The sequence below is a fragment of the Tardiphaga sp. 215_C5_N2_1 genome (assembly GCF_052076055.1).
In the GTDB taxonomy this organism is placed as follows: domain Bacteria; phylum Pseudomonadota; class Alphaproteobacteria; order Rhizobiales; family Xanthobacteraceae; genus Tardiphaga; species Tardiphaga robiniae.
Genome location: NZ_CP197240.1, coordinates 4,296,790 through 4,316,156, shown reverse-complemented (window position 1 = coordinate 4,316,156; position 19,367 = coordinate 4,296,790). Strand labels below are relative to the sequence as shown.

Annotated in this window: 15 protein-coding genes; 8 read left to right on the top strand and 7 right to left on the bottom strand. The window is 60.3% G+C overall.

Annotation, left to right across the window (positions count from 1 at the left end):
• Positions 1-335 precede the first annotated feature (335 nt).
• Entirely contained in the window at positions 336-2,015 is a 1,680-nt protein-coding gene (locus AB7828_RS20505; protein ID WP_441228273.1) for a methyl-accepting chemotaxis protein, read from the top strand.
• A 74-nt stretch (positions 2,016-2,089) separates the two neighbouring features.
• On the opposite strand, the gene AB7828_RS20500 is transcribed toward AB7828_RS20505, so the two are convergent.
• From AB7828_RS20500 to murJ, 4 genes are all read right to left on the bottom strand, one after another.
• Complete coding sequence (locus tag AB7828_RS20500; protein WP_120287600.1) at positions 2,090-2,659, bottom strand: NifU family protein; 570 nt, start codon at positions 2,657-2,659, stop codon at positions 2,090-2,092.
• A gap of 136 nt (positions 2,660-2,795) precedes the next feature.
• Entirely contained in the window at positions 2,796-3,290 is a 495-nt protein-coding gene (locus tag AB7828_RS20495; RefSeq protein WP_089263331.1) for a universal stress protein, read from the bottom strand.
• Positions 3,291-3,447: 157 nt separating this feature from the next.
• Positions 3,448-4,500 carry a tryptophan--tRNA ligase gene (trpS, locus tag AB7828_RS20490; protein WP_441231035.1) on the bottom strand — a complete coding sequence of 351 codons (1,053 nt, stop codon included), beginning with the start codon at positions 4,498-4,500 and terminating at the stop codon, positions 3,448-3,450.
• Between the two features lie 88 nt (positions 4,501-4,588).
• Positions 4,589-6,142 (bottom strand): murein biosynthesis integral membrane protein MurJ, encoded by a 1,554-nt coding sequence (gene murJ / locus AB7828_RS20485; RefSeq protein WP_441231034.1) that lies wholly within the window; start codon positions 6,140-6,142, stop codon positions 4,589-4,591.
• Between the two features lie 160 nt (positions 6,143-6,302).
• On the opposite strand from murJ, the gene AB7828_RS20480 reads away from it, so the two are divergent.
• A complete protein-coding gene (locus AB7828_RS20480; RefSeq protein ID WP_309941794.1) occupies positions 6,303-7,304 on the top strand; it encodes an adenosine kinase in 1,002 nt (333 codons plus the stop codon).
• Between the two features lie 161 nt (positions 7,305-7,465).
• Here AB7828_RS20480 and AB7828_RS20475 read toward each other — a convergent pair whose 3' ends face one another.
• Entirely contained in the window at positions 7,466-8,650 is a 1,185-nt protein-coding gene (locus tag AB7828_RS20475; protein ID WP_441231033.1) for a serine hydrolase domain-containing protein, read from the bottom strand.
• A gap of 273 nt (positions 8,651-8,923) precedes the next feature.
• Between AB7828_RS20475 and AB7828_RS20470 the strand changes: the two genes are divergently transcribed.
• Both AB7828_RS20470 and AB7828_RS20465 read left to right on the top strand, forming a co-directional pair.
• Positions 8,924-9,253 (top strand): hypothetical protein, encoded by a 330-nt coding sequence (locus AB7828_RS20470; protein WP_120287595.1) that lies wholly within the window; start codon positions 8,924-8,926, stop codon positions 9,251-9,253.
• A 154-nt stretch (positions 9,254-9,407) separates the two neighbouring features.
• Positions 9,408-10,898: an NAD-dependent succinate-semialdehyde dehydrogenase gene (locus AB7828_RS20465; protein ID WP_441231032.1), complete on the top strand. Its 1,491-nt coding sequence runs from the start codon at positions 9,408-9,410 to the stop codon at positions 10,896-10,898.
• 113 nt (positions 10,899-11,011) lie between these two features.
• Here AB7828_RS20465 and AB7828_RS20460 read toward each other — a convergent pair whose 3' ends face one another.
• On the bottom strand, positions 11,012-11,224 hold the full coding sequence (locus AB7828_RS20460; RefSeq protein ID WP_089263345.1) for a hypothetical protein: 213 nt from the start codon (positions 11,222-11,224) through the stop codon (positions 11,012-11,014).
• 253 nt (positions 11,225-11,477) lie between these two features.
• Here AB7828_RS20460 and AB7828_RS20455 point away from each other — a divergent pair, with 253 nt between their 5' ends.
• The 4 genes from AB7828_RS20455 (at position 11,478) to AB7828_RS20440 (ending at position 17,107) form a co-directional block, all read left to right on the top strand.
• A complete protein-coding gene (locus AB7828_RS20455) occupies positions 11,478-11,858 on the top strand; it encodes a hypothetical protein (protein WP_441231031.1) in 381 nt (126 codons plus the stop codon).
• Positions 11,859-11,916: 58 nt separating this feature from the next.
• Positions 11,917-12,267, top strand: a complete 351-nt coding sequence (locus tag AB7828_RS20450) for a hypothetical protein (RefSeq protein WP_139285799.1) — start codon at positions 11,917-11,919, stop codon at positions 12,265-12,267.
• A gap of 533 nt (positions 12,268-12,800) precedes the next feature.
• On the top strand, positions 12,801-13,931 hold the full coding sequence (locus tag AB7828_RS20445) for an efflux RND transporter periplasmic adaptor subunit (protein WP_441231030.1): 1,131 nt from the start codon (positions 12,801-12,803) through the stop codon (positions 13,929-13,931).
• 8 nt (positions 13,932-13,939) lie between these two features.
• Positions 13,940-17,107 carry an efflux RND transporter permease subunit gene (locus tag AB7828_RS20440; protein ID WP_441231029.1) on the top strand — a complete coding sequence of 1,056 codons (3,168 nt, stop codon included), beginning with the start codon at positions 13,940-13,942 and terminating at the stop codon, positions 17,105-17,107.
• A gap of 42 nt (positions 17,108-17,149) precedes the next feature.
• On the opposite strand, the gene AB7828_RS20435 is transcribed toward AB7828_RS20440, so the two are convergent.
• The gene (locus AB7828_RS20435) at positions 17,150-19,342 is read right to left on the bottom strand and encodes an SLC26A/SulP transporter family protein (RefSeq protein ID WP_441231028.1); all 2,193 of its coding nucleotides are present in this window, start codon (positions 19,340-19,342) and stop codon (positions 17,150-17,152) included.
• Between the last annotated feature and the right edge of the window lie 25 nt (positions 19,343-19,367).

Here is a 19,367-nt window from a genome sequence, read left to right as displayed (position 1 = left end):
CTCGCAGAATATCGCTCCACGCGCAATGGTGCTGTGATTCGCTTTGCTGCCGGAGAGGGGCGGCAGCTTTGGCGTGCATCCACTACTCGCTTTCTCATAAAGATATTTCACAAGATACGATAGCGAGACCACGAAAGTTCCCGTGAGCGAAATGGGCTCGTGGAACAGCTTCAGTTTCACTCTGGTTAAAAGCTTCACTTAATAAATTCTTCGGAGATCGATGAGATAAGCATACCGTTTGGAAGCGACATTTCGCGGATGCGTGTGGCTTTCATGCGGGCTGAAATTATTCGTCTAATTTTTTGGATACGATTATATTTATGGGAGGCGATCCGATGCTGCATTGGTTGAGCAGTTCAGAGGCGCGCGAGGGGCGGGCCCTGGCGGCAGCGATCAAAAAATCGCAAGCCGTGATCGAGTTCAGCGCTGACGGCACGATTCTCGGAGCCAATCCAAACTTCCTGTCCGCCCTTGGATATACGCTGGAAGAAATCGTCGGCAAGAACCACAGCATGTTCGTGACGCCGGAAATGAAGAGCAGCGCGGAATATCGCGCGTTCTGGAATAACCTCAATCGCGGCGAGTACCAGGCCGGCGAGTTCAAGCGTCTCGGCAAAGGTGGCAAGGAGGTCTGGATCCAGGGTTCCTACAACCCGATCCTTGGGAATGATGGCAAGCCCCTGAAAATCGTCAAGTTTGCCATGGATACAACTGCAGTGAAAACCCGCAGTATGGACGATGCCGGCAAGATCGCAGCCATCAGTCGTTCGCAGGCTGTCATCGAGTTCAAGCTCGATGGGACGATTGTCACGGCCAATGACTTGTTCTTGAATGTCATGGGTTACAATCTCGCGGAAATCGAAGGCAAACATCACAGCATGTTTGTCGATTCTGCAACTCGCGACGGCGCGGCCTATCGCGAATTCTGGGCCAGCCTCAATCGTGGTGAATATCAGGCCGCCGAATACAAGCGGATCGGCAAGAACGGCAAAGAGGTCTGGATTCTCGCGACCTACAATCCAATCCTTGATGAGACAGGCCGGCCAATCAAGGTAGTCAAGTTCGCGTCAGACGTTACCGATCAGAAGCTGCGCACGGCGAATTTCTCAGGTCAGATCGAGGCCATCGGCAAGTCGCAGGCCGTGATCGAATTTAGCATGGATGGCATCGTTCTCAGCGCCAATGAGAATTTTCTGGGCGTGCTCGGTTACGCGCTCTCGGAAATACAGGGCAAGCACCACAGCATGTTCGTTGTGCCGAGTGAGCGCGACGGTGCCGACTATCGCGAATTCTGGGCGGCGCTCAAGCGGGGTAACTACCAGGCGGCGGAGTACCAGCGGATCGGTAAGGGCGGCAAACAAGTCTGGATACAGGCTTCGTACAATCCGATTCTCGACCTCAATGGCAGGCCCTACAAGGTCGTGAAGTATGCCACCGACACCACGGCGCAGGTGATCGCGCGCATGAAGAGCGAACGCGTCCGCGCGATGATGGAATCGGTCGCCGCTGGCGCTGAGGAACTGAACGCGTCGGTGCGCGAAATCTCTGAGGCCATGATGAAATCAAAGACCACGGCGATGTCTGCGGTGGGCAAGGTCGAGTTGGCGGACGATCAAGCGCAGCGTCTCAGCACGGCAGCGCAGGCGATGAGCGGGATCGTCGAGCTGATCGGCAACATCACCGGGCAAATCAACTTGTTGGCGCTGAATGCCACCATCGAATCGGCGCGTGCCGGTGAAGCCGGTCGTGGCTTTGCGGTCGTTGCATCGGAGGTGAAAAATCTGGCCAACCAGGCCAAGCAGGCGACCGATAAGATCGCCAGCGAGATCGGCAGCCTCAATGGCATTTCGAGCGATGTGGTCGACGCGCTGAGCGCGATCAAGCAGGAGATCCAGAACGTCAGCGAATATGTCACCGCAACGGCGGCCGCCGTCGAAGAGCAGAGCACGGTGACGAACGAAATGTCATCGAGCATGCAGCGGGCCGCAGAAGAAGCCGCAAGTATCGGCCGCTAAACGAAGGCTGGTTCCAGAAACGAAAATGCCCGGGATTGTCCCGGGCATTTTTATGTGTCGCGGTGCGACCGAACTTACATCGGGCGGACTTCGACAACGTCCGGCACGAAGTGCTTCAGCAGGTTCTGTATGCCGTGCTGCAGGGTCGCTGTCGATGACGGGCAGCCGGCGCACGACCCCTTCATGTTCAGATAGACGATGCCGTCCTTGAAGCCGCGGAAAGTAATGTCGCCGCCGTCATTCGCAACAGCCGGGCGCACGCGGGTCTCGATCAGGTCCTTAATCGTATCGACTGTCTCGGCGTCTTCCTCATTGAAGAATTCTGCCTCGTCGTCGGAGATCACGTCGCCCTTCACGCTGCCGTCGGCCATGAGCGGCGCGCCGGACATGTAGTGCTCCATGATGGCGCCGAGGATCGCCGGCTTGAGGTGCTGCCAGTCGCTGTCGTCCTTGGTTACGGTGACGAAGTCGGAGCCGTAGAACACGCTGGTGACGCCCTTCACGGCGAACAGCTTTTCGGCCAGCGGCGAACGCGTTGCGGCTTCCGGTGAGGTGAATTCCATGGTGCCGCTGTCGAGCACGTCGCGGCCGGGAATGAACTTCAGCGTGGCGGGATTGGGGGTAGCTTCGGTCTGGATGAACATCGGTCTCTCCTGCGTCGCCGGTTCAAGGCCGGCGCGTGAGTATCCCCTAGCAGATGGCGACGAAAAACGCACGATCAAGGCGCGAAATCGCCGAATTCGGCCTATTTCGCAGTCCCTTAGCCGTCCGAAAGGGTGGTTACGACAGGGCGTCGATGTCGAGGTCGCTCAGGGCGCCCGACACGATGACGACCGGCACCGGAAACGAGCCGACCAGCTTGGCCATCATGGTGACGATCGGGCCGGGGCCTTCCGCGCCGGCCGAGGCAGCCAGCACCAGCATGGAAATGTCGACGTCCTTGTCGATTACGTCGAGGATTTGCTCGGTGGGATCACCCTCGCGGATCACGCGTTCAGGGGTGATGGCGGCGATGCCATTGGCGCGGCCCGAGGCGCGGTCCAGCGCGGCATTGGCGCCTTCTTCGGCTTCGGCCTTCATGACGTCGGCAACGCCGAGCCATTGCTGGTTGCGATCTTCAGTGTCGATGATGCGCAGCATTACCACGCCGCCACCGACACGAATGGCCCAGCGACTGGCGTAATATACTGCGCGATCCCATTCCTCGCTGTCATCGACGACCACGAGGCATTTCGGCTTGTGGCCGCTCTCATAACTACGTCGCTGGGTGCTCATGCATGTCCCGATGCTGTGGCGCGTCTGATGCGCCAGAATGTGAGCGGCTTGGCAATCGTGTCATGCTGCCACGGCGCAGCGACGTTCGACAAGCGCGACGCAAGGATGACTTGCGTCGCGTCGATTGTGGCGGAGAAAAGGAATGCGGTAGCGAAAATTACCGCTTGTGGACGAAGCCGATGATGTCCTTCACGGACTTGATGGTTTCGGCAGCGATGACACCTGCGCGTTCACCGCCATCGGCCAGAACCTGATCGACATAGGTCAGATCGGATGTCGTCAGCCGCTTCATCTCGCCGGCGATAGGCGACAGTTTTTCGACAGCGAGATCGACGAGGCTCGATTTGAAGCCGGAAAACTGCGCGCCGCCGAATTCTGTGAGAATGTCAGCCTTCGACCGGTTGGACAGTGCGGCATAGATACCGACGAGATTGTCGGCCTCGGGACGCGGCTCAAGGCCCTTCTCTTCCGACGGCAACGGTTCCGGATCAGTCTTCGCCTTGCGGATCTTCTGCGCGATGGTGTCCGCATCATCCGTGAGGTTGATGCGCGAATTGTCCGACGCGTCCGACTTCGACATCTTCTTGGTGCCGTCGCGCAGGCTCATCACCCGCGTTGCCGGGCCAGTGATGACAGGCTCCGGCATCGGGAAGTAAGGGCCGTCATGGCCCTGCGCTGCGATGGATTCGGCGAAGTCGTTGTTGAACTTCTGCGAAATGTCGCGGCACAGTTCGAGATGCTGCTTCTGGTCCTCGCCGACCGGAACGTGCGTGGCGCGATACAGCAGAATGTCCGCAGCCATCAGCACCGGATAATCATAGAGACCCACGGACGCGTTTTCGCGGTCCTTGCCGGCCTTTTCCTTGAACTGGGTCATGCGATTCAGCCAGCCGAGGCGAGCGACGCAATTGAAAATCCAGGCCAGCTCGGCGTGGCCGGAGACCTGGCTCTGGTTGAAGATGATCTGCTTCTTTGGATCGATGCCCGAGGCGATGAAGGCCGCAGTCACTTCACGGGTGTTGCGGCGCAATTCATCCGGGCCGCCCCACACGGAAATAGGCACGGTGACGGCATGCATATCGACCACGCAGTAGATGCAATTATGCGTCTCCTGCAGTTTGACGAAATTCACGATCGCGCCGAGATAGTTGCCGAGGTGCAGATTGCCGGTCGGCTGGACGCCCGAAAAAACCCGTTGAGTAAAAGCCATCGTCTAGTTCCTGTACGCCCGTGGTGGAATGCGGGCCAAGGGGCGTGACTTGCCATAGGCGCCGGGCGGCGTCCATTGCCAATCTGCCCTAGCCGGCCGCCGGTGATCGCTTGAGGGCGCCGCGGACTTCGGCCCAGCGCACGGCGCCGGAGAGGGTGAGCAGTGCTGCGTAGATTGCCAGCCCGCCAACGATCAGGAGGCCGAGCAAGCTCGCTCGTACCAGGCCGTGGGCCTGCGCCGTCCAGGGCAAGGCAATATGCGCGGCGAGCCATAGCAGGCCGCCCATGGTCAGCGACGACAGGACAATGATCGGCAGTCGGCGTCTTGCATCATGGTCGGGCGAGAAGCCGAAAGCTGCTGCGCTCCGGACGATCAAAAAGATCGCGCTGCCCCACGCAGCCAGAGCGATCGCCGCCGCGATGCCGCTCGTACCGAATGGCCTATTCAAAACCAGTGCGAAGATGATTGCGATTACCAAACCGACGAGCGTCGCCAGCAGCGGCGTCGTCGTGTCCTCGCGTGCGAAGAAGGCCGGCGACAAGGCTTTCACGAGCACCTGAGCGGGCAGGCCCAAAGCCAGCCATATCAGCGCGCTTGCAGTCGAGATCGTGTCGCTCGCGCCGAACGCGCCGTGTTGGAACAGACACTGCACGATGAGATGGCTCAATATCATCAGTCCGAGCGTAGCCGGCAATGCGAGACCGATCGCGAGTTCAAACCCGCGCGATTCCGCCTGCGCGATGGCGGCTTGATCGTCTGATCGCACGGCGCGCGTCAATGCGGGGACCAGCACAGTGCCCATGGCCGTGCCGACGATGCCGAGCGGCAGTTCAATCAGGCGGTTCGCGAAATACAGCCACGATACGGCAGCCGGAGTCGTCGATGCGATGATTGCGCCGGTGACGATGAGAAGCTGCGGCCCGGAATTGGCGACCATGCCAGGCAACGCCTTGCGGAAGAAGCCGCGCATCTCGCCATCGAACGACAGCCGCAAAGGCGCCGCAAGATTGCCGCCAGATTTCCGCAAGATCAGCATCAGCAATTGTAGCAGCCCGGCAATGCCCACAGTGGCCGCCATGGCCATAGCGGCAGTGTCCGGCTCTTGCCGCCACACTAGCAGTAGGGCCATGACGGCGATCAGGGCGATGTTGAAGAGCAGCGGCGAAAATGCGGTCACCGCGAAGCGTTGTTGCGCGTTCAGCAGTCCCATCATGACAGTGACGGGGCCGGCGAAAGCGAGATAGGGCAGCATCAATCGCGCATTGTCGACGGCGAGCTGCAGCGTCGGCTGGCCGACGAAACCCGGGGCAAGCATTGCGATCACGAGCGGCATCGCAAAGCCGATCAGGATCGTCGCGACCATCAGCGCAACGCTGATGGTGCCGAGCACACGACCCGCAAAAGCTGTGGCTGCGACAGCGCCCTGCGTCGTCTGGATGCGCAGCCAGGCCGGAATCAGCGCCGCGTTCAGCGCGCCCTCGGTGAGCAGCCGGCGGATCACATTGACGAGCTGAAATGCGACCAGAAAAGCATCCGCGATCGGGCCTGCACCGAGCAGCGCAGCCACCATTGCGTCGCGGGCAAAGCCCAGCAATCGCGACGCCAAAGTGCCCGTGGAAACGGTCAGGATGGAACGGATCATAGAACCATCGTAAGGGGCTGTCCTTGCTGGCGCGGGGCAGAACGTGATAGTCGCTGCAGCCATCAAACCGGCCTTTGCCGACGGCTCAACTTGGGCGACCGCGAGACGAGTTGAAACGGATTTTCAGCCTCATCGCAATTGCCGCAACGGGATATTCTTAATGACCTCAGCAAAATATGACGTGCTCGGAATCGGCAACGCGATTTTCGATGTGCTGGTGCAGGCCGACGACAAGTTTCTCGCCGCGCATGAGATGACCAAGGGCGGTATGGCGCTGATCGACGAAGCCCGCGCCGCTGCGATCTACAAGGCGATGGGCCCTGCCACCGAAATGTCCGGCGGTTCGGCCGCCAATACCATCGTCGGCCTCGCCAGCCTCGGCGCCCGCGCGGCCTATGTCGGCAAGGTCAAGGATGACCAGATCGGCACGCTCTATACCCACGACATCCGTGCGGCCGGCGTTGCGTTCGACACCAAACCCGCCACCGGCGGTCCGGCCACCGGCTGTTCCTACATCCTGGTGACGCCCGATGGTGAGCGCACCATGAACACCTATCTCGGTGCCGCGCAGGATCTGACGCCCGCCGATATCGACGCCGCCGCCGTTGCAGCTTCTTCGATCGTCTATCTCGAAGGCTATCTATGGGATCCCGCCAGCGCCAAGGAAGCCTTCGTGAAAGCCTCGAAGATCGCCCACGACGCCAAGCGCCAGGTCGCGTTAACGCTGTCGGACGCGTTCTGCGTTGGTCGTTATCGTGCCGAGTTTCTCGACCTGATGCGTTCCGGCACCGTCGATCTCATCTTCGCGAACGAGGCCGAACTGACCTCGCTCTACGAGACCACGGATTTCGATGCCGCGCTCAAGCAGCTCGGTAAGGACATCAAGCTCGGCGTCGTCACCCGCAGCGAGAAGGGCTGTGTCGTGACATCGGGCGATGGCATCGTTGCGGTCCCTGCACACAAGATCGAGAAGCTCGTCGACACGACAGGCGCTGGCGATTTGTTCGCAGCGGGCTTCCTGTTCGGCCTGGTGCGCAACGCCGGGTATGAGAATGCCGGCAAGCTCGGCGCGATGGCCGCTGCCGAAGTCATCCAGCATATCGGCGCGCGTCCCCAGGTTTCGCTGAAGGACCTTGCGGGCAAGAACGGGTTGCCGGTTTAAGGCTGCATTTCTTGGGTTTTCTTCTCTGTCGTCATGCCCGGCAGCGTGAAGCGAGCTTCGCTAGATGTGCCGGGCATCCACGTCTTGGCAAGAGAGGAAAGTCGTGGATGGCCGGGTCAAGCCCGGCCATGACGTGGTGAGAGATCAGCGCATCGCGGCTCTCACGCCGCCTTCTTCGCATGCAGCTCCGCATAAACGGCGCGTTCGAAATCCGAAAACACCTTTAAACAGGTCGAATCCGCAAACGGCAGCACCTGCATCATGATGACGCCGGTGATATCTCGCGCTGGATCTATCCAGTAATAGGTGTTAGCGAGTCCGGCCCAGGCAAGGCTGCCGGCGCTACGGCCTTCGGCTGACTGCGCCGTGTTGATCATGAAGCTGAGGCCGTATTTCTTGTCGATGCCCGGAAGGAAGTCGACATTGTTACTGGCGGTCGGCACTGCTGAAGTCATCGGCGTCATGTTGAGTTCGCCGATGTGGTTGTGGCTCATCAGCGCGACGGTCTCTGGCTTTAATATCCGATTGCCGTTGCCGGTCCCGTTATTCAGCATCATTTGCGTAAACTTGATGTAGTCGGGGGCGGTGCCATAGAGCCCCCCGCCACCGGCGAAGAATTCCGGATCCTGTTTGATCTCGAATGGGATCGGGGTCAGTGCACCGTCGGCGCCGCGGCTGTGCATGGCAACGAGGCGCTTGCGCTGGTCGCCGCCAATCACGAAGGCGGTGTCGGTCATCCCAAGTGGCGCCAGCAAATGGTTCTGGAAATAGGCGTCCAGGCGTTCGCCGCTGACGGCCTCGACGACCTTGCCGACGAAGTCGATATTGGTGCCGTACTCCCAGCGGGTCCCGGGATCGCGCATGATCGGCACCTTCATGGCGGCGTTCAGTCCGGAGCGAAACGGCGGAATGCCGGTTGTCTCAAGATAGCGCACCATGTCGCCGTTCCACATGTCGTAACAGAAGCCGGCGGTGTGGGTCAGCAGATGCCGCAAGGTGATCGGCTGGCGCGGCGGACGTAGTTTCGGAGTGCCTTCGCTGTCGAAACCATCCAGCACCTGCGTCTCCGCGAGGTCCTGAAGCATGGTCGCCAGCGGTGCGTCCAGCGTCAATTTGTCCTGCTCCACCAGCTGCATCGCTGCAGCGGCCGTAATCGCCTTGGTCATGGAGGCGATCCAGAACACGCTGTCCGGCGTCATGGTGGTATCTTTGGATGCGTCGCGCTTGCCGAATGCTCCTTGGTAAATGATCTCATTCCGCGTCGCAGCCACCGTCACGGCACCTGGAATCGCGCTGGTTTCGCTGGCTTGCTGCAGAATCCGGTCAATCTCGACTTGAACTGACATCCGTTTCCTCTCCGATCTCTTTGATCTTACCGATGTGCGGCGTGGACATTCAACTTGGGCGCGAGGTCGTCGGTCTCGCGGATGTGATTACATTTGCGCTGGTTTTAGCATTTGAGGGGAACCATATCGGGCCTGGGGGCGAGTTTCATCGCGCCTTGGAACGAAATTGGCGCAGCTGTGTTCAAAGAATGACGTGAACGTCAAAGCGCTTTCCGACACTAACCCGTAAGACGATGAGTAACACGTGCAGCGTGTCAGCTGCGGAGACCGACGATGATCGCGAACTGGACCGACTGGAAACATTATCCCCGCGCTTCCCGTGGCGAGAGCATCGAGGCCCCGATCGGTCCAGGAATTTTCGAAGTTCGCGTGGCGCAGACCGGCGCCCTGTTCGCTTTCGATGCGGCTGAAAATCTGGCGCAGGCGCTGGCGAAGATTTCGGCCCCGCCCAAATCGTTTATTTCCTGGTTCGGTCGCAGCGACGCAGCGATGCTGCCGGAGCTGGAATACCGCACCTTCTCCACGACCAACCGTGCCAACGCCCGCATCGCTTTCGAGCGAATGATCGATCGGCGCGAGACCTATATGCGCGGCGCGGCCTGATCGGGCTTGCGGCGTTCTGCGACTGTTGAATTCGGGCGTTAAATACCCCTGCGGGCGATAGCTGCCATTCGCCGCCAAGGGGCGCTTTCGGGCCTATACTCCTCTACAAGTCCGCGGCTATACGTTCGCGACACTTTCCGCAGGAGAACCGCCCATGTCACCGACCTCAGCCGCACGCCAGTCCACCGCCCCTTCGCTGCGCGACCGCCTCAAGGACCCCTCGCTGCTGCGCGACAAGTGCTACATCGACGGCGCCTGGGTCGGCACGGGCGAGACCTCGGTGACCAATCCGGTCAATGAGATTGAAATTGCCAAGGTGCCCAATATGGGCGCCAAGGAAACGACGCAGGCTGTCGAGGCCGCCGAAAAGGCGTTTCCTGCCTGGGCTAAGTTCACCGCCAAGCAGCGCTCCAACATCCTTCGCAAGTGGTTCGAGCTGATCATCGCCAACCGCGAGGATCTCGCGCTGATCCTGACCACCGAGCAGGGCAAGCCGCTGGCCGAAGCGCTGGGCGAGGTCGATATCGGCGCCGCTTATATCGAATTCTTCGCCGAGGAAGCCCGCCGCGTCTATGGCGAGACCATCCCGACCCAGCGTGCCGATGCCCGGCTCCTCGCCATCAAGCAGCCGATCGGCGTCTGCGGCGCCATCACGCCGTGGAATTTCCCGAACTCGATGATCACCCGCAAAGTGTCGCCGGCGCTGGCCGCCGGCTGCACCGTGGTGATCAAGCCTGCCAACGAGACGCCGCTGTCGGCGCTCGCGCTGGCTGAACTCGCCGAGCGTGCCGGCGTGCCGAAGGGTGTGCTGAACATCATCACCGGCGACGCATCGGCGATCGGCCTCGTGCTCTGCGAACATCCTGCGGTGCGTTTCGTCGGCTTCACCGGCTCCACCAATGTCGGCAAGATCCTCTACAAGCAGGCTTCGGTCGGCGTGAAGAAGCTCGGCCTTGAACTCGGCGGCAATGCGCCCTTCGTGGTGTTCGACGATGCCGACATCGACGCCGCCGTCGAAGGCGCGATCGTGTCGAAGTATCGCAACATGGGCCAGACCTGTGTCTGCGCCAATCGCCTCTACGCTCAGGACGCCATCTACGATCAGTTCGTCGAGAAGCTGGCGAAGAAGGTTGCGGTCATGAAGGTCGGCGACGGCACCGAGCAAGGCATCACCCAAGGCCCGCTGATCAACGAAAAGGCGATCGAGAAAGTCGAGCGTCACATCGCTGATGCCGTGAAGGGCGGCGCAAGGATCGTCACCGGCGGCAAGCGCCATGCGCTCGGTGGTACGTTCTTCGAGCCGACGGTGCTCGCCAATGTGAAGTCGGATGCGCTGGTCTCGCAGGAAGAAACCTTCGGCCCGCTGGCGCCGGTGTTCCGTTTCAAGGACGAAGCCGACGTTATCGCCATGTGCAACGCCTCGCCGTTCGGTCTGGCATCGTACTTCTATTCGCGTGATCTCGGCCGTGTCTGGCGTGTTGCGGAAGCGCTGGAGTCCGGCATGGTCGGCGTTAATACCGGCCTCATCACCACCGAAGTCGCTCCGTTCGGTGGTGTGAAGGAGTCGGGTTTGGGCCGCGAAGGCTCGCATCACGGCATGGAAGAGTATGTTGAGATCAAATACATCATGATGTCAGGGATCTGAGGCGTCACCTCCGACCCAATTAAAATTCATTATGCGTCATGCCCGGCCAGCGCGAAGCAAGCTTCGCTAGATGTGCCGGGCATTTGCATTTGGGCTGGCCGAGCCAGCGTCGCTCAGTAGCAGCGACGTACGCGCACGCCATTGACCCAGACGGTGCGGCACGCGACCGCCACCGGGCGGCGCACCACCGCGGCGCCACGATAGCCGGCGCAGCCGGCACGGTAAACGCCGCGTGCGCAGACGACGGCGTTGGCGTCGGTGGCTTCAAACGTCATCGTCGTGCCGAATGCGAGAACGGCTGCAACCATCATCAAGAAAGTACGCATGGTGATCTCCCGGCTGTGTTGGTTGGCAAAACAAACGAAGAAAGGTTCGTGGGCTTCAGTAGGCGGAATTAAGAACGATCAAATGAGAAGTGGCTTCACGCGCAAAGAGTAGTTCGCAGGAGACGCAAAGGCTGAGTGGTCAATCAGAAATCTTGCGACGCCGCCTTGCGTCTCGATCCGACAGAACGTTTATTCGATCTCCTAAATACAAATCCTTGCCGACCAGAAACATGCGATGGGACGATTTTGCCCGGTGTTGATCTCAACAGGAGAAAGCATGTCGGATTTCAGAACCAGGTGGCTTACTTTTCACGGTCGACATATCGAGCCCGCTTCAAAGGAAATATTCGGTCACGTCGAAAAGATGGTGATCGGCACTTTGATCATCTCGGCCGGGGCGCATGTGTCGAGCAATGAGCCCCTGATCGTTCTGTTTGGATATTTGCGCCACGGTCTTGTCGGTCGCGGTGTCATGCTGTTCGGAATTGTTTTGTTGCTGCTGAATTTCCTCGATGGCCTCTACAAGCTCGCAAAGTTGGAATGGCACGTGGCGCTTCAGATCATCATGTCGCTCTGTTACGTCATTCTGTCTGTCCGGTTGATCCAGTTGATTTTGGCCTTCCGTGGAGAGTGATCCCGCCTATTGCCGGGCGCATCGTGTTCATCGTTGAGCGAATGGCGCAAGAACGCTGGTGCAAGCCGGCGAAAGTGATGCGCTGTTGCTGGCCAGGCATTGCACGATGCGGCCGCCACCAGGCGCTATGCCGCCGCAGAGCGATCTGATGTCGCCACCGCATGCTGATCTCATCACGAGCAATTCTTCGCGTGGCCGCATCGGCCGCAGCACGATGGCTGCAGGAGCAGCGGCGGCGGCAGGCGTAGCGGTTGTGGCTGCCGCAGCAGGTGGCGGGGCTGTGCTTTTCACTGCCGCCTTTGGTGCGGCAGTGGCGGGCGCGGGCTTGGTAGCCGGTGGTGTTGCTTCTGTCTTGGGCGCTGCAGCAGGCGTCGGCGCGGTGGCCTTCGGTGCCGCAGTTGGCGCCTGAACTGCGCGCACCGCGCCCGCACATCCCGCAGAAAGACTAGCCATGTTCTTTTGCAGGCATTGCAGCGAGGCTTCTCCACCAGGAGGAACGCTTGAGCAATGCGCGATGTAATCCGAGCGACACTGCGTCTTGATCGCGTCACGCTGCGCCTGGCTCGGCGCTTGCGCAAAGGTGGGGCTCGCGATTGCGATTAGAATGATAGTAGCCATCGATACGCGATATCGCGCGGCCAAGCCGAACATGAAATTCATCGCTGAAATCCTCGTTGCTACCGCCCGGTTAGTCAGGGCAACTGCGTAAAATCTTCAAGAAGCGTGAGTTCTGAAAGGCATTCGCAAAACAACTTCGGTCCGACATCATTTTACGGTTTCGGTTTCACTACAAGTGGATTGTTGCTATTGATGCGGGCGGCTGTCGTTTTTGGCCAAGGATTTTTTTGAGAGTCTTTTGATTGAGGCAGGACAATGCGATTTGTGCGCGCCTGTTCATCTGGACCGAAAACCCGCATTGAGCAGCTGCAGCATGTCACGGTCATGCGTGTTTCAAGCATCGCGCTGGCGAGTCTCTTTTTAAGTGCCTGCGAGCAAAACACTTTCGTGCAGCCACCGCCGCCGAAAGTTGAGGTGGCGGTCCCTGTGCAGCGCGGCATCACGCGCTTCCTCGAAGCGACAGGCAATACAGCACCGATCAAGAATGTCGATCTCGTGGCGCGCGTTCAGGGCGTTCTGCAGTCGATCAACTACCAGGACGGCTCCTTCGTCAAGCAGGGCACGACGCTGTTCACGATCGAGCCTGAGACATACCAGTTGAAGCTTGAACAGGCGCAGGCTGCGGAAGCCGGTGCGCAGGCGTCTGCAAAGCAGGCGGAATCGGATTTCAAGCGCCAGTCGGACCTCGTATCCCGGCAGGTTGTTGCGCAGTCAACGCTCGAGCAGTCGACGGCGACACGAGAAAATTCACAAGCCAATCTGCAGCAGGCGCAAGTCAACACTAAAATCGCGGCCGTCAATTACGGTTATACGAATGTCATTGCGCCATTTGACGGCATCGTCAGCGCACATCTGGTGTCGGTTGGCGAACTGGTTGGTGTCGCGTCGCCGACCCAGCTTGCGACGATCGTGCAGCTCGATCCGATTTATGTGAATTTCAACGTCAACGAACAGGATGTTCTGCGCATCCGGGATGAAGCCCGGCGACGCGGGCTGACGGTGAACGATCTCAGGCAGCTGCCGATCGAGATCGGACTGCAGACCGAGACTGGTTTTCCGCACAAGGGCCAGATCGACTACATCTCGCCGACTATCAACCAATCGACGGGTACGCTGCCGGTGCGAGGTGTTCTGCCAAATCCGGATCGCATCCTGTTGCCGGGTTTTTATGTTCGCGTGCGCGTGCCTATCGACCAGCAGGACAGCGCCCTGCTGGTGCCGGATGTATCGCTCGGCAGCGATCAGGCCGGGCGTTATGTGCTGGTCGTGAATGGCGACAATGTCATCGAGCAGCGCAAGGTCGTCACCGGCCCGCTGGAAGGTGAGCTTCGCGTAATTGAAAGCGGTCTGAAGCCGGATGATCGCGTCGTCATTGCAGGCCTGCTGCGTGCCATTCCGGGGCAGAAGGTCGATCCGCAACTGAGAAAGATCGAAGCGCCGACCCCGACCAAATAGGACAGGCCATGATTTCGAAGTTCTTCATCGAGCGGCCGGTCCTGTCCAATGTCATCGCGTTGCTGATGATCCTGATCGGCGGCGTCTCGCTCTATGGCCTCGCAGTCGCACAATATCCGGACGTGGTGCCGCCGACCGTCCAGGTGACGACGCGCTATCCCGGCGCCAGCGCCAAGACCATCGTCGACACGGTGGCGCTGCCGATCGAGCAGCAGGTGAATGGCGTCGAGGATATGCTCTATATGCAGTCCTACAGCGCAGCGGATGGCACCTATTCACTCACGGTCACGTTCAAGATCGGCACCGATTTGAATTTTGCGCAGGTGCTGGTGCAGAACCGCGTATCGAGCGCGCTGTCGTCGCTGCCGACCGCCGTGCAGAATCAGGGCGTGACCGTTCAGAAGAAATCGACGGCGATCCTGTTGTTCGTGACACTGACGTCGCCGAAGGCGACCTATGACAGCCTGTTTCTGAGCAATTACGCCACGATCAACATCCGGGACGAGTTGTCGCGTCTGTCGGGGGTCGGCAATGTGACGGTGTTCGGCGCCGGCCAGTATTCGATGCGGATATGGCTGGATCCGAGCAAGCTGCAAGTGCGCGGGCTGATGCCGCAGGATATCATCCAGTCCATCCAGCAGCAGAGCCAGCAGGTTTCTGCGGGGCAAATCGGCATGCCGCCGACGCCCGCGGGACAGGCCTTCCAGTACACACTGAACATCAACGGGCGGCTGGATGATCCCAGCGAATTCGAGGACATCATCGTCAAGACCGGCGACAATGGCGATGTCACGCGGGTCCGTGACGTCGGACGCGTCGAATTGGGTGCGCAGACCTACAGCCAGATCTTTTCGCTCAACCAGAAGCCAGCCGTCGGCATCGGCGTATTCCAGTCGCCGGGCGCCAATGCGCTCGAGGTGGAGAAGGCTGTCGAGAAGAAGATGGCGGCGCTGGCCACGCAATTTCCCGACGACATCAAATACGACACGCCGTTCGACACCACGAAATTCGTCCAGGCATCGATCAACGAGGTCTACAAGACCCTTATCGAGGCTGGCCTTCTCGTGCTGGTGGTCATCCTGATCTTCCTGCAGGACTGGCGCGCGATGCTGGTGCCGGCGACGACGGTGCCGGTGACGATCATCGGCGCCTTTGCGGCCATGGCGGCGCTCGGTTTCACGATCAATCTGTCGACCCTGTTCGCCATCGTTCTGGCGATCGGCATCGTCGTCGATGACGCCATCGTGGTCGTCGAAGGCGCGGCCTACAACATCGAGCAGGGCATGTCCGGCCATGACGCGGCGATCAGCGCGATGGACAAGCTGTTCGCCCCGATCATCGGCATCACGCTGGTACTGATTTCGGTGTTCCTGCCGGCGGCATTCCTGCCCGGGCTGACGGGGCGCATGTATGCGCAATTTGCACTGGTCATCGCGGCCACGGCGCTGCTCAGCGCCGTCAATGCGGCCACGCTGAAGCCGACGCAATGCGCATTGTGGCTGCGCCGCCCGGTGCCGCCGGAGAAGCGCAATTTTTTCTATCGTGGGTTCAACAGGGTCTACGACCGGCTCGAACGGGGCTATGCCGCTCTGATCGGTCGCATGGTCGCGCACAGCAATCTCTCGGTTGTCCTGGCATTGATCCTGATCAGTATTGGCGGTTACGGCCTATCCCGGATCCCCACCGGCTTCATCCCGATCGAGGATCAAGGCTATCTGCTGGTCGCAGTCCAGTTGCCCGATGGTGCCGCGCTGGATCGGACTCAGCGTGTACTCGATCGAGTCAGTGAATTGGCCGCGAAGACGCCAGCGGTGGAACAGGTGGTTACCATCGCCGGCATCTCCGCGCTCGACAGCAGCTCCAGCCTGGCCAATGCCGGTGTCGCCTATCTGATCCTGAAAGAATGGAGCGAGCGCGGACCGGGACAGGATCTTCGTTCGCTGTTCGTTGGATTGAACGAGAGCCTGTCGGTGATTCCAGAGGCGCGCATTCTGGTGATCCCGCCGCCGCCCATTCAGGGCATCGGCAACGCGGCGGGCTTCGCCATGCAGATCGAACTGCGCGATGGCAATGCCGATTACAGCAAGCTGCAGGCGATCACCGGGGCGATTGTAGCTAATGCAGAGACGCAGAGTGCTTTGCAGCGCGTCAGTTCGCCGTTCCGCTCAATGGTGCCGCAATTCGATATCGAGATCGACCGTATCAAGACCCAGACCCTGCATGTCACGACGGATCAGGTGTTCTCAACCCTGTTGTCCTATCTGGGCTCGTCCTTCGTCAACCAGTTCAACAAGTTTGGCCGCACCTTTCAGGTCTACACACAAGCAGATGCCAAATTCCGGCTGACTGCCCGGGACATCGAGAACCTGATGGTGCGCAACCAGCAGGGCAACATGGTTCCGCTTGGCACCGTGGCGAAGATTACGCCTGCCGTGGGGCCGTCGCTGATCAGTCTCTATAATCTTTATCCGACGGCGACGGTGATCGGCCTGCCAGCACAGGGCTACAGTTCGGGGCAGTCCATGGCGTTGATGGAGCAGATTGCGGCGAAGACGCTGCCTCCGGGAACGGGCTTCGAGTGGACGGCGATGTCGTATCAGGAAAAGATCGTCGGCAATCAGCTCTATTATGTGTTCGGTCTTGCGTTGCTGCTCGTCTATCTGGTGCTCGCAGGGCAGTATGAAAGCTGGTACGCGCCGATTTCGGTGATCCTGGCCGTGCCGCTGTCACTGCTCGGCCCGATGGCGGTACTCACCGCGCTGCGGATCGAGAATAATCTCTACACCCAGATCGGCATTATTCTTTTGATCGCGCTGTCGGCGAAGAACGCGATCCTGATCGTTGAGGTGGCGATCGAACTGCACGTGCATGATCGCAAGCCACTACTGGAGTCGGCGGTCGCAGCCGCACGTGCGCGATTCAGGCCGATCCTGATGACGTCCTTCGCCTTCATTCTCGGCGTGCTGCCGCTGGTGCTCGCGACCGGCGCCGGCGCCAACGCCCGCAAGTCGATCGGCATCACCGTATTCTCGGGCATGCTCGCCTCGACCTGCCTTGCCGTCCTGTTCGTTCCGACCTTTTTTGTCGTTGTCCAAAGGTGGGAGAACTGGCGCGCCAGCCGCAAGGCAACGAAACCTGCCAATTCGGCCGTCGGTGTCGGCGGCTCCAACTCGTAGACGATCGCGACGTCCGTTTCAGATGCGCTGTGTCGGCTATTCTTACCTTCGCAGCACCGCGATCATCCGGCTCGCAAAAGCCAGCCTCTCCGCCATCACAGACACGAAATAAGTCAGCAGTTTCTGGCTCAATGCCGGATGGTTCTGCTTGATGTCCTCGAAGGCGTCGGCGCGCAGCAGATACAGCACGCTGGCGATCTCTGCCTGGATGGTGGCGCTGCGCGGTGCATAGGCGACAAGGCCCATTTCGCCCACCGTCGTGTAACGCCCGAGGCTGCGCACCCGCGTCAGCTTGCCATCGCCCGCCGGCACCATGATGCCGAGTCGGCCGTCCAGAATGAAGTGCATGGAATCGGCAGCGTCGCCGGCCTGAACGATGATCTCGCCGGCAACGACCTCGACGCGCTGGCAGCGGCGCATCAGTTCTTCGGAATCGTCGGCGGTGCGCAGGATCTTGGTGAACCAGTCGCGCAAGTTGGCTTCTTCTTCGGCGAGCCCGCGATGCCGCGCGATCACCTCGTTCTCGCACCACTCCAGCGCGTGATCGAGTTCGCCCATGACCTTGACGGCGTCATCGATGAACAGGCTGGCGCGCAAATTGCGATTGGCTGAGGGATGAAGATTGGCGAGCACCAGCGTGGTGCCGTGGCCTTCGGCGATGCGCTTGATCTGGGCGAAGCTGTGGGCGGCCGACGAATCGATGCCCGTCACCAGCTTGAAGTCGAAGACGAGATAGCGGCACTCGGGATGACGGCGCAGCAGCGCCTTGACATGCAGATAGAGCCGGTTGGCCGAGCCGAAGAACAAATAGCTCTGCAGGTTAAGGCCTTGGATTTCGCGGCCATGCGCCGCCAGCGTACGCTGATCCTCAAGTGATCGATCGAGCGAACTGCGATATTCGGAGCCATCGAAACCGTATTTGATCGAGGATACCCGCGATACGCTGAGCGCAAAGGTGGTGCAGCCGATCACGATGCCGATCAGCACGCCGGCCACGAACCCCCATGTGAGAATAATGATGATGATTGCCAGTAGCGACAGGTAGTCGAGCAGCGACAGCCGCTTGCGGGAGTCGACGATCCAACGATGAAGTTGCTCCAAGCCGAGATACAGCAGCAGGCCGCCGAGCACGAAGCGCGGCATATAGGCCAGCAGCGCGGGGTCGACGACGAGCATCAGCGCGGCTGCCGCGGCGACGGTGAGGCCCGAAAGCCGCCCCGTGGCACCGCTGTTGCGATTCAGGAGCGAACGGCTGATCGAGATGCAGCCGGCATAGCCTCCGAGTACACCGGCCAGGATATTGGCCGCCCCGGTCGCATTGAGCTCGCGTTCGATATCGGCTTCCCGATGTGCGGCGACTTCGAGGCCCGTCGTATTGAACAGGGTACTCACGGCCGTCACGAAGATCACAGCGATGAAATTGCCGATGAGTCCGGGCAGCGCCTGCCATGGATAGCCGTCGCTGAAGAAGGCCCAGGGTAAGGTCAGGTTGGCCTTGGGCGGCGATGCGAAGGTCCAGCCCATAGCCTGTGCCTCGATCACGGACACACCGGCGATCTTGAAAATTAGATGAGCCGCTATGACGCTCCCGATGAGAATCATCGGCAGGCCTAGTGGCTTACGGGACCGATGCCAGGTCGCATAGATGGTGAGTGCGACGGCTACCGCGGCCAGCAACTCGTAGAACATCATCGGATTGGCGAGTTTTGCCAGGTTCGTCCATTGCAGCTTGTAGCCGGTGATCACCTGAATGGCGCCGGTGACGATCAGGCAGGCGGTGGCTCCCAAAAATCCGCCGATCACCGGATAGGGCACATAGCGGATCGCGCGTCCCATGCGGGTAACGCCGAAGCCGCACAGCACAATGCCGGTGATGATCGTGGCCGAGGATAGGGTGATGAGCACCGGGCCAAGCAAGGCAGACGGTGCATCGGCCGTAACGATGTGCTCGACCAGAGCCGCCGCCAGGATGGCGGTGACGGCTGCGGTCGAGCTCTCGGGGCCGGCGACCGCGAAGGGGAACGAACTGCCAAGGGCGATCACGGCGGCTATGACGCTTGCAGAGATGAAGGTCGCGGCAATGCCGTAGGGCAGCAGCGAGGCCAGCGGCCCGGTGAAGATCAGCACCGAATAGGACAGGCCGAAGCTGATGGTGAGGACGCTGGCGACCAGGCCGCCGAACACGTCATTGCGCCATGCGTGCAACACGCCCGGGCTGACAAGGGAGTCAGTCATGGGCGGCTACTTTCGCAATGACGGG

Excerpts from the sequence above, each read along its gene's own strand:
- AB7828_RS20475 (WP_441231033.1), bottom strand. The coding sequence starts at position 8,650 with ATGTCAGTTCAAGTCGAGATTGACCGGATTCTGCAGCAAGCCAGCGAA.
- AB7828_RS20495 (WP_089263331.1), bottom strand. The coding sequence starts at position 3,290 with ATGAGCACCCAGCGACGTAGTTATGAGAGCGGCCACAAGCCGAAATGC.
- AB7828_RS20435 (WP_441231028.1), bottom strand. The coding sequence starts at position 19,342 with ATGACTGACTCCCTTGTCAGCCCGGGCGTGTTGCACGCATGGCGCAAT.
- AB7828_RS20445 (WP_441231030.1), top strand. The coding sequence starts at position 12,801 with ATGCGTGTTTCAAGCATCGCGCTGGCGAGTCTCTTTTTAAGTGCCTGC.
- AB7828_RS20440 (WP_441231029.1), top strand. The coding sequence starts at position 13,940 with ATGATTTCGAAGTTCTTCATCGAGCGGCCGGTCCTGTCCAATGTCATC.
- trpS (WP_441231035.1), bottom strand. The coding sequence starts at position 4,500 with ATGGCTTTTACTCAACGGGTTTTTTCGGGCGTCCAGCCGACCGGCAAT.
- AB7828_RS20480 (WP_309941794.1), top strand. The coding sequence starts at position 6,303 with ATGACCTCAGCAAAATATGACGTGCTCGGAATCGGCAACGCGATTTTC.
- murJ (WP_441231034.1), bottom strand. The coding sequence starts at position 6,142 with ATGATCCGTTCCATCCTGACCGTTTCCACGGGCACTTTGGCGTCGCGA.
- AB7828_RS20500 (WP_120287600.1), bottom strand. The coding sequence starts at position 2,659 with ATGTTCATCCAGACCGAAGCTACCCCCAATCCCGCCACGCTGAAGTTC.
- AB7828_RS20460 (WP_089263345.1), bottom strand. The coding sequence starts at position 11,224 with ATGCGTACTTTCTTGATGATGGTTGCAGCCGTTCTCGCATTCGGCACG.
- AB7828_RS20465 (WP_441231032.1), top strand. The coding sequence starts at position 9,408 with ATGTCACCGACCTCAGCCGCACGCCAGTCCACCGCCCCTTCGCTGCGC.
- AB7828_RS20470 (WP_120287595.1), top strand. The coding sequence starts at position 8,924 with ATGATCGCGAACTGGACCGACTGGAAACATTATCCCCGCGCTTCCCGT.
- AB7828_RS20505 (WP_441228273.1), top strand. The coding sequence starts at position 336 with ATGCTGCATTGGTTGAGCAGTTCAGAGGCGCGCGAGGGGCGGGCCCTG.